This window comes from Brevundimonas sp. UBA7534 (assembly GCF_002479325.1).
Classification (GTDB): domain Bacteria; phylum Pseudomonadota; class Alphaproteobacteria; order Caulobacterales; family Caulobacteraceae; genus Brevundimonas.
Window position 1 is genome coordinate 1 of record NZ_DLMO01000132.1, and the last position, 10,340, is coordinate 10,340.

Consider the following 10,340-nt stretch of genomic DNA (forward strand, 5'->3'; position numbering starts at 1 on the left):
AAGGCCGACTGGCTGGACGGCCAGTGGAAGGGCCTGGCGGCGCAGAAGGAAGAACAGCGCGGCGAGACCGCCGTGCCGCTGGAAAAGCTGAAGGACCTCGGCCACCGGCTGACGACCATTCCCAACAGCGTCGACATGCACAAGACGCTGAAGCGGGTCATCGACGGCCGGCGCGAGGCGATCACCTCCGGCCAGGGGCTGGACTGGGCCACCGCCGAGAGCCTGGCCTTCGCCAGCCTGCTGGACGAAGGCTATCCGGTTCGCCTGTCGGGCCAGGATTCGGTGCGCGGCACCTTCTCGCAACGTCACTCCGGCGTCATCGATCAGACCACCGAAGAGCGGTACATGCCGCTGAACAACCTGCGCGAAGGCCAGGCCAACTTCGAGGTCATCGACTCGGCCCTGTCGGAGGAGGCGGTGCTGGGCTTCGAATACGGCTATTCGCTCGCCGACCCCAACACCCTGGTGTGCTGGGAAGCCCAGTTCGGCGACTTCGTGAACGGCGCCCAGGTGGTGATCGACCAGTTCATCAGTTCGGGCGAGCGCAAGTGGCTGCGCATGAGCGGCCTGACCATGCTGCTGCCGCACGGCTACGAAGGCCAGGGTCCGGAGCACTCCTCGGCCCGCCTGGAGCGGTTCCTGCAGGCTTGCGCCGAAGACAACATGCAGGTCGCCAACTGCACGACCCCGGCCAACTACTTCCACATCCTGCGTCGCCAGATGCATCGCTCGTTCAGGAAGCCGCTGATCCTGATGACGCCCAAGTCGCTGCTGCGTCACAAGAAGGCCACCTCGGCCCTGGCCGACCTGGCGGAAGGCTCGTCCTTCCACCGCGTGCTGCACGACGACGCCCAGACCCGGCCCGAGATCGCCGGGGTCAAGATCAAGGCGGACAAGGACATCCGCCGCGTCATCCTGTGCTCGGGCAAGGTTTATTACGACCTCTTGGACGCGCGCGAGAAGAAGGCCAAGGACGGCCAGGCGGTGGACGACGTCTATATCCTGCGCCTGGAGCAGTTCTATCCGTGGCCGATCCAGTCGCTGCGCAAGGAACTGGCCCGCTTCCCCAAGGCGGAAGTGGTCTGGTGTCAGGAAGAACCCAAGAACATGGGCGGCTGGACTTTCGTCGATCCGTGGATCGAACTGACGCTGGACAAGCTGGACGTGGCGGCCAAACGCGCCCGTTACGTCGGCCGTCCCGGCTCCGCCTCGACCGCCGCCGGCCTGATGAGCCGACACCTGAAGGAACTCGAGACCTTCACCAACGAAGCCTTCGCCTGATAAGCCTGCAAGACCGACCGAAAGACAGCTGGACCCGATATGGCCGACATCCTGACCCCCGCCCTCGGTGAATCCGTCACCGAAGCCACCATCGCCAAATGGACCAAGAAGGTCGGCGATCCGGTCAAGAAGGACGAACTGCTGGTCGAGTTGGAGACCGACAAGGTCTCGCTGGAAGTCGTATCGCCGGCCGATGGCGTGCTGGGCGACATCAAGGCCGCCGAGGGCGACACGGTGACGCCGGGCGCCGTCCTGGGCTCCGTTTCCGAAGGCGGCGCGGCCGCGCCCGCCAAGCCGACCCCGGCCAAGGAAGCGCCCGCCAAGGCGGCCAAGCCCGCCGCCGCGGCGTCCGAAGCCGTCGACATCAATGTGCCGACCATGGGCGAGAGCGTGGCCGAAGGCTCGATGGGCAAGTGGCTCAAGAAGTCCGGCGAGGCGGTCAAGAAGGACGAACTGCTGGTCGAGATCGAAACCGACAAGGTCGCCGTCGAGGTTTCCGCCCCGGCCGATGGCGTTCTGACCATCGCCGCCGACGAAGGCGCGACCGTGACCCCGGGCCAGAAGATCGGCTCTGTCGCCGCATCGGCCGCCGCATCGGCCGCCGCCGCGCCGTCCGCGCCCGCTACGGGCGCAGCCCCCGCCAACACGGGGTCGGCCCAGGTCTCGGGCGCCAAGAACGAGACCCTGTCGCCGGCGGTCCAGCGCGTGGTCGCCGAGAACAACCTGGATCCCAAGTCGATCGCCGCGACCGGCCCCAAGGGCAACATCACCAAGGCCGACGCCATCGCCGCCATCGGCCAGTCGGCGGCCCCCGCCCCGGCCGCCGCCGCTCCGGCCGCGCCCCGCGCCGACCAGCCGCGCGAGGAGCGGGTGAAGATGACGCGCCTGCGTCAGACCATCGCCCGTCGCCTGAAGGAATCGCAGAACACCGCCGCCCAACTGACCACCTTCAACGAGGTGGACATGACCAACGTGATGGCCCTGCGCAGCCAGTACAAGGAAGCCTTCGAGAAGCGCCACGGCGTCAAGCTGGGCTTCATGTCCTTCTTCACCAAAGCGGTGATCGCGGCCTTGCACGAAATCCCGGCGGTCAACGCCGAGATCGACGGCACGGACATCATCTACAAGAACCACTACGACATCGGCATCGCCGTCGGCACCGAGAAGGGGCTGGTCGTTCCGGTCCTGCGCGACGCCGACACGCTGAATCTGGCGGGTATCGAGAAGGGCATCGCCGCCCTGGGCAAGGCCGCGCGCGACGGCTCGCTCAGCCTTGACCAGCTGCAGGGCGGCACCTTCACCATCACCAATGGCGGCACCTATGGGTCGCTGATGTCGACGCCGATCCTGAACGCGCCGCAGTCGGGCATTCTGGGCATGCACAACATCGTCCAGCGCCCGATGGCCATCAACGGCGAGGTCAAGATCCGTCCGATGATGTACCTGGCCCTCAGCTACGACCACCGCATCGTCGACGGCAAGGAAGCCGTGACCTTCCTGGTCCGCGTCAAGGAACTGCTGGAAGACCCGCAACGCGCCCTGCTGGACCTGTAGGATCGCATATCCGCGATTGTGTCTTGGAGGCGGCGGTCCGAAAGGATCGCCGCCTTTTCTCATTTCGGGACGTTACAGCCGATAAATTCCATGGCCATATTCTCGCCATGGAGTGGGCGGCGCGCGCGATCGGGGTGTTCTACGGCCTGGGGGGACTGATGCTTCTGCATCAGGCGTGGGCGAACTGGCGCGTCCAGGCGGCCCTGCCCGGCTTCCTGGCGCCCAGCCCGCGCGAGCGGGCGGCCGACCTGGTGATCGCCCTGGGAGGGCTTTTCGTATTGCTGTCGGGCGTGGCGCTGGCGCTGCTCAGCCCGCTGGCGGTCGCAGCCTTCCTGGCGGGATGGTTGATCCAGGCGGCCTATCTGCTGTGGCCGGCCCCCGAGACGCGCCTTCGCAAGCCCGTGGCGCGCCGCGGGCGCCGCCTGTCGGTCGACGCCTTCGCGGCCTACACCATGGTGACGGCGGGCGTGCTGTGCCTGCCGCTGCTGGGCGTTCTGCGCTAGGGCGCCGCCGGGCGGCCGTCAGGCCTGCATCATCCAGCCTTCGACATCCATCGCCGCCTGGCGCACCGCTTCCGAGCGGGTCGGGTGGGCGTGGCAGGTGCGTGCGATGTCTTCCGAGGCGCCGCCGAAGCTCATGGTGATGGCGGCTTCGTGGATCATCTCGCCGGCCTGCGGGCCGATGATGTGGACGCCCAGAACCTTGTCGGTCGCGGCGTCGGCCAGCACCTTCACGAAGCCGTCGGTCTCGTGGTTGATCTTGGCGCGGCTGTTGGCGACGAAGGGGAACTTGCCCTTCTTGTACTGGATGCCGGCGGCCTTCAGCTGGTCCTCGGTCTGGCCGACCCAGGCGACTTCCGGGAAGGTGTAGACCACGCTGGGGACCAGGGCGTAGTCGACGTGGCCGTACTTGCCGGCGATGGTGTCGATCACGGCGACAGCGTCCTCTTCCGCCTTGTGCGCCAGCATCGGGCCGTGGGTCACGTCGCCGATCACCCAGACGCCGTCGGCCACCTTGAAGTGGTCGTGATCCAGGAAGCCGCGCTTGTCCGGCGTCACGCCGATGCTGTCCAGGCCCAGGCCATCCGTGTAGGGACGACGGCCGATGGCGACCAGCACCACGTCGCCCTTGATCGTCTCGGCGTCGCCGCCGGCGGCCGGCTCGACCGTCAGCTCGACGCCATCCTTGGCCGACTTGGCGGCCGTGACCTTGGCGCCCAGCTTGAAGGTCATGCCCTGTTTGGTCAGGGTGCGCTGGAAGGTCGTGGCGACTTCGGTATCCATGCCCGGCGTGATGCGGTCCAGGAATTCCACCACCGTCACCTCGGCGCCCAGACGGCGCCAGACCGAGCCCAGCTCGAGGCCGATGATTCCGGCGCCGACGACGATCAGCTTCTTGGGCACGGCCGGCAGGAACAGGGCGCCGGTGGAATCGATCACCTTGCCGTCCTCGAAGGCGACGCCCGGCAGCGGGGTCGGCTCCGAGCCGGTGGCGATGACGATGTTCTTGGCTTCGACGGTCTGAACCGATCCATCGGCGGCGGTCACCTCGACCTTGCCCTTGCCGGTGATCTTGCCCTTGCCCTTGAGCCAGTCGACCTTGTTCTTCTTGAACAGGAATTCGATGCCCTTGGTCAGCTGGCCGACGCTGTCGTCCTTGGCCTTGTGCATCTGGGGCAGGTTCAACTTGGGCTTCACCTCGATGCCGATCTTGGCGAACTCGCCATTGGCGGCGTCCCACATTTCCGAGGCGTGCAGCAGGGCCTTGGAGGGCATGCAACCGACGTTCAGGCAGGTGCCGCCCAGGGTCTCGCGCATCTCGACGCAGGCGACCTTCAGCCCCAGCTGACCGGCGCGGATCGCGGCGTTGTAGCCGCCCGGGCCGCCCCCGATGATGACGACGTCGTAGGAAGCTTCGGCCATGGTGTCCTCTGATCGTTCGGCGCGGGGGAGACGACGCGCAAATGCAGACTATGCGGGGCTGTAGGCAGACGCCCCGCCGGGGTCAACCGCCCCACCCCCATATGGGGCCCGAACTCGACCTTTGGAGGGTCGCGGGCGACGAAAAGGGGCCGGGCGTCGCCGCCCGGCCCCCTCGCCGCTTCCGATCGGAGATCAGAGCTTGAAGCGCACGCCGAAGAAGACGTTGTAGCCGAACTTCTCGTACTCGTAGGTCCGCTCGCGCGAGCCGTAGTAGCGGGTGCCGGCCGAGTTGGTCAGGTTCTTGGCTTCGGTGAAGACCTCGACCCCGTTGCCGAAGTCGTAGCTGGCCGTGAAGTCCAGCTGCTCGCGGCCCTCGACATACAGGTCGAAGTCGGGATCGTCGGCGTCGATCTCTTCCAGATAGTCGCTGCGCTTGGTGTAGGACAGGCGCGCGCTGACGCCGGCCTTCTCGTAGAAGACCGCCACGTTGTAGTTGCTGTCCGACTGCCCCGGCAGGGCGAAGTCAGTGCGGCCGCCATAGGGCTGGTCCGTCGTGATCTCGGCGTCGGTCCAGGTGTAGTTGGCGAACACGCCGAACCCGGACAGCAGCCCCGGCAGGAAGCCGAACTTCTGCTGCCAGTTCAGCTCCAGACCGGCGATGTGGCCGTCCGGGGCGTTGATCGGCGTCTCGAATTCGGCGTCGAAGACCGTCCCGCCGATGTTCAGTTCATCCTCGTAGGTCAGGATGTAGCGATAATCGGTCAGGTCCTTGTAGAAAGCATTGGCCGACACCACGCCCAGCGAGGCGAAATAGTATTCCAGGCCCAGGTCGACGTTGTTCGACAGGGTCGGCTCAAGGTCCGGGTTGCCGATCTCGTAGGAGATGTCCGTCCCGTCGGTTTCCTCGATGCGGCGTGGCACGATCTGGCTGAACTCCGGCCGCGAGATGGAGCGCGTCAGGGCGAAGCGTCCGATCAGGTTGTCAGAGAAGCTGTGACGGACCGTCAGGCTGGGGAAGAAATCGGTCTGGTCGCGATCGACGCTGGCGGTCGAATAGATCTCATCGCCGTCCTCGGTCACCGTATAGGTTGGGGCGGAGCCTTCGAACTTGGTCTGTTCGACGCGCAGACCCAGGATGACATTGGTCGCGCCCATGTCGAAACGGGCCTGGCCGTAGCCGGCCAGGATGTCTTCCTGCGCCTCATAGTCGGCGACCACCGAGTCGGGCATCCGGCGGGCCGAGGTCGCACGGTGGCTGGCGAAATAGTCGTCGACCAGGCCGTTGTCGAACTTGTAGCCCAGCAGATAGCCGTAGTTGCGCGACTCGGTGTCCGTGATCAGGTCGGCGAAGGTCTGGGCCGGCGCATCGGCCGCGGCGCGGCTGCGGAACCGCTCCTCATCGGCGGTCACGTCGCGGGTGCGATATTTGGCGCCGAACTTCCAGGTCACGTCGCGGCCGCCGACGTTGGACGGCAGTTCGAAATTGGTCTGGAAGGCGACGTCCTCCTGCTGGGTCGTGTTCGAGCGGAAGACGTTCTCGCGAAACGCATATTCCGAGGCGTCCAGGTGCTCCTGCGTCTGGAAGATCGAATAGGTCGGCTCGTAGTGGTCGCCCGAGAAGTCGTAGGAGACGGTGGGTTCCAGCTCCGAGCGGAACAGCAGCTCGTTGCGGTTCGGATAGGTCTGCTCGCTGTCGGCCCACGACAGGTTGGCGTCCCACACCGCGCCGTTGCCGAAGGTGCGCTCGCCGCCCAGCGACAGGATGGTGATCTCGTTCTTCTGGGTGCGGTGGCGCAGCTGGCGCTCGACCGTCACCTCAGAGAATTCCGCCGCGCTGTCGGTCGCGCCGGGCTGGAGGTTGTCCTCGTCATAGGTCAGCAGCAGCTGGTTGCGGTACTCGTCGTCCTCGAACTGGGCGAACGAGCCGCGCAGCCAGGCGCGGAAGTTGTCCGACGGGCGGTATTCCAGCGCGCCAGTGACGGCCTGGCGGGTCCGCTCGGTGTCGTAGTCCTTGAACAGGCTCTCTTCCAGGGCGAAGACCTCGCCGCCTTCCGGCGTCTCCATCTTGGTCCAGCCGGATTCGACGTTCTCGGGACGTCGGTTGGTCTGCGAATAGCTGAGCGAGACCAGGGCGCCGAAGGTTTCGTTCGGCCCGAAGACGTTGGACACGGTGGCGCCGGCGCGCACGTCCGAGCCGCCGTAGTCGTTGTAGCTGCCGCCGCCGTAGCCGTTCAGCACCAGCCGGCGGCGATCGAAGGGCGAACGGGTCTTTATGTTCACGGCGCCGGCGATGGAGTCGGCGTCCTGGCTGGGCAGCAGGGTCTTGGACACCTCGACGTTCGACACGATGTCGCTGGGCAGGGTGTCGAGGTCGACCGCGCGCGTGCCCGGATCGACGGCGGGCGCCTGGACGCCGTCCACCGACACGGCGGTGAAGGCCGATGGCGCGCCGCGCACGTTGATGTAGCGGCCTTCGCCCTGGTCGCGCTGGATGGCGATGCCGGCCACGCGCTGCAGCGACTCGGCCACGTTCGGGTCGGGGTAGCGGCCGATGGCGTCGGCCGACAGGATATTCAGCGTGCCGTCGGCGTTCTTCTGCTGGTTCAGCGAGCGCGCCACCCCGTCAGAGATCACGCCGGTGACGACCACGTCGGCCAGGTCCGTGGCGCTCCCGCCCAGGACGATGGACAGATCCGCCCCGCCGGCTGCGACCGTCAGCGGCTGGCTGGTCGAGGGCAGGCCGATGTAGTTGACGTCCAGCACCGCCTGGCCGGTCGGCAGCACCAGGTTGAACTCGCCCTGGGTGTCGGTGACTGCGCGTTGGGCCGAGCCGCGCACGCGCACCTCGGCGCCCGGCAGCGGTTCGCCCGCGCCATTGACCACGCGGCCGTGCACGACCTCTCCGGCGATGGCGGCCGAGACGGCGGCGACGGCCGTATCGGCCTGGGCCGAACCGGCGGCGAAAACGACGGCGACGGACGCGAGCGAGACGCCCGCGAGCAGATGCAGTTTCATGCGAAATCCCCTGGGCCGGCGCGGTCGCCGACGAATGGCGCTGCGCATATCGCCGAGGCGCGAAGCGATAACGACGGTTCCGCGACGACTGCATCGCCGTTTTGGGAACGACGCATGACGAAACTTCCGTATCGGGATCGGTCGTCACCAAAGCGAAGGGAAATCGTCATTCTCGCGCCGTTGACCTGGCCGCACGCGACGATGATCAGGGCGCCGACGTTTCATATGCGGGGGTTCGCCATGCCGACGTTTCGTTTCGCCGCTCGCCTGACGGCCGCCGCCTCCATCCTTTCCCTGCTGGCGGCCTGCGCCACGCACGAGGTGGACTTCCAAGGCGAGGGCGAAGGTTTCGTCGGCCAGGGCGCGCCGGTCATGGCGACGCTGGAAACCCCTTCGGTCGGCACCGTCGGCGACGACGCCGCCGACGACCCGGCGGTCTGGGCCTCGGCCCGTCCCGTGACGGTCATGGGCCGCCAGACGCCCGGCTTCGTCGCCGGCACGGACAAGAAGTCGGGTCTTTATATCTATGGCTTCGACGGGCAGGTGCTGCAGTTCATGCCCGAGGGCCTGCTGAACAACGTCGACGTTGCCGAGGGCATCAGCGTCGCCGGGCGGCCCCAGCTGCTGCTGGGCGCCAGCGACCGCACGCCGGGCAAGACCGGCGTCGCCCTCTATCTGTTCGATCCGGCCGGGACCGGCGACAACGGCGTCCGCTACTGGGGCTCCATCACCACGGACGTGGTCGAGCCCTACGGCTTCTGCTTCGGCAGGCGCGGCGACGAGATCCACGCCGTCCTGGTCGGGCACGAGGGGGAGCTGCGCCAGTTCGTCGTGACCGCCGACGCGGCCGGAAAGCCTGTGGCGCGCGAGGTCCGCCGCGCCGAGATCGGCTCCATTTCCGAAGGTTGCGCCGCCGACGAGGCGGGCGACGCCCTCTACATCAACGAAGAGAACGTCGGCCTGTGGCGCTATGGCCTTGACCCCGCCTCCGGCGCGGCGCGCACCGTGATCCAGCCCATCGCGCCGGGCGTCCTGGTCGCCGACGCGGAAGGGCTGACCACCATCGCGGACGGCGACGCCCGCTATCTGATCGGCTCCAGCCAGGGCGATTCCACCTTCCCCGTCTGGCGCATCGACGGCGCGGCGCCGCAATACAAGGGCCGGTTCGTCGTGGTCGACGGCGCGGTCGATGGGGTGACCGGCACTGACGGCCTGGCCGCCGCCAACGGCCCGGTCGGCCCCTTTCCCGAAGGTCTGGTGGTCATCCAGGACGACGTCAACGACGTCGGAACCCAGAATTTCAAATACGTCGACTGGCGCGCGATCCGCGCCGCCTTGGGTCTTTGACGCGACGTGCAACCCGCGGCCCATTCATGCGTTGCTGTCGCCGCCAGCTTCGACTTATCGAAGTCATCTCAAAAGTGACAAGTCGAACCGTGAAATCTTGATAGAAAAGTGACCTTGGCCTTAAGATTTCACCGCATCAGGCCACCATTTCACCTCTGAAAAAGCCCGAAAGTCTCGCCTTCGCGCCCCGACTGCGGCGCCCGAGCCACATTCGGCGAACGTCGGAAAGACCAATTTCCCCTTCCCACATCGCGGAATTCAATCGGTTTTTCGATTACTCAAGCCCGTCCCGATTTTGGCCATATCCGGCTTGACGCCGCCGTTTCGCGCGGGATACAAGGCGGTTGCCGTGGACGCAGCCTCCGACTCAATTCGAGTTCAGGACTGTGGCCGGAAGGCGTCTAAAGTTGGCTTCGTCCACACACCAAGGCTTCTCTGAGGGGACCATATCCTTATGACCAAGAACATCCTTCTGGCCGCGTCGGCTCTGTCCGTCCTGGCTTTCGCGGGCGCCGCCAGCGCTCACGACCTGACCTTCCGCACCGGCCCGGGCGGCGTGCCCGGTGTGATCAACACCGGCGACCTCGTCGCCGCGACCCCGCCGGCCACCGGCTTCCTGCCTTACCCGCTCGCCGAAGAAGCCACGTTCGACGCTGGCGACAGCGCCGTGTTCCAACTGGCCGACACCCTGTCGGGCGGTTCCAGCCTGCCGTCGGGCAACGTGCTGCTGACCGTCGCCCTGACCGGCGGCACCTTCGACGCCGGCGTCACCGGTGGCAACATCACCGCCGACACTGGCGGCGCTTGCCCGACCTTCACCGCCACGATCTCTTCGGGCGGCCAAGCTGGTTCGTCGGCCGTGACCTACATCATCTCCAACTCGTCGGCCGGCTGCTCGTCGTTCAACCTCGATCTGCCGATCCTGCCGAGCGGCCCGAACGACGTTTCTGTCACCACCACCCTGCGCACCGAAGCCGGCACGCCGATCGACGGTCTGACCGACACCCTGCAGGTCATCGACCGCGTCAACGCCTTTAACGTCGTGTTCGACGCTGTCATCGGCGCTGGCGCTCTGGGCGACACGTACGCCACCCTGACGCAGACGCCGGTTTACACCGAGTTCGCGACCGTCGCGGGCGGCATCCCCGGCACCCACGCCGGCGGTGTGGAAACGGCCACTGTCGGCCAACTCGGCTGACTCACCATCAGATCGGAAGAGCG

General features: G+C 66.8%; 6 protein-coding genes and 1 pseudogene. 5 read left to right on the top strand and 2 right to left on the bottom strand.

The features are described from left to right. The 3 genes and pseudogenes from sucA to B2U11_RS10950 form a co-directional block, all read left to right on the top strand. A pseudogene (gene sucA / locus B2U11_RS10940) lies at positions 1 to 1,281 on the top strand (2-oxoglutarate dehydrogenase E1 component); the annotation flags it as partial. A gap of 39 nt (positions 1,282 to 1,320) precedes the next feature. Beyond that, positions 1,321 to 2,835, top strand: coding sequence for a 2-oxoglutarate dehydrogenase complex dihydrolipoyllysine-residue succinyltransferase (odhB, locus tag B2U11_RS10945; RefSeq protein WP_292071744.1), 1,515 nt, complete (start codon positions 1,321 to 1,323; stop codon positions 2,833 to 2,835). 107 nt (positions 2,836 to 2,942) lie between these two features. Further along, the gene (locus B2U11_RS10950) at positions 2,943 to 3,338 is read left to right on the top strand and encodes a hypothetical protein (RefSeq protein ID WP_292071746.1); all 396 of its coding nucleotides are present in this window, start codon (positions 2,943 to 2,945) and stop codon (positions 3,336 to 3,338) included. Positions 3,339 to 3,356: 18 nt separating this feature from the next. Here B2U11_RS10950 and lpdA read toward each other — a convergent pair whose 3' ends face one another. Next, on the bottom strand, positions 3,357 to 4,757 hold the full coding sequence (lpdA, locus tag B2U11_RS10955) for a dihydrolipoyl dehydrogenase (RefSeq protein WP_292071748.1): 1,401 nt from the start codon (positions 4,755 to 4,757) through the stop codon (positions 3,357 to 3,359). 192 nt (positions 4,758 to 4,949) lie between these two features. Next, positions 4,950 to 7,772 carry a TonB-dependent receptor gene (locus B2U11_RS10960; RefSeq protein ID WP_292071750.1) on the bottom strand — a complete coding sequence of 941 codons (2,823 nt, stop codon included), beginning with the start codon at positions 7,770 to 7,772 and terminating at the stop codon, positions 4,950 to 4,952. 240 nt (positions 7,773 to 8,012) lie between these two features. On the opposite strand from B2U11_RS10960, the gene B2U11_RS10965 reads away from it, so the two are divergent. Then, entirely contained in the window at positions 8,013 to 9,119 is a 1,107-nt protein-coding gene (locus B2U11_RS10965; protein ID WP_292071751.1) for a phytase, read from the top strand. 454 nt (positions 9,120 to 9,573) lie between these two features. Then, positions 9,574 to 10,317 (top strand): hypothetical protein, encoded by a 744-nt coding sequence (locus B2U11_RS10970; RefSeq protein ID WP_292071754.1) that lies wholly within the window; start codon positions 9,574 to 9,576, stop codon positions 10,315 to 10,317. The last annotated feature ends 23 nt before the right edge of the window (positions 10,318 to 10,340 follow it).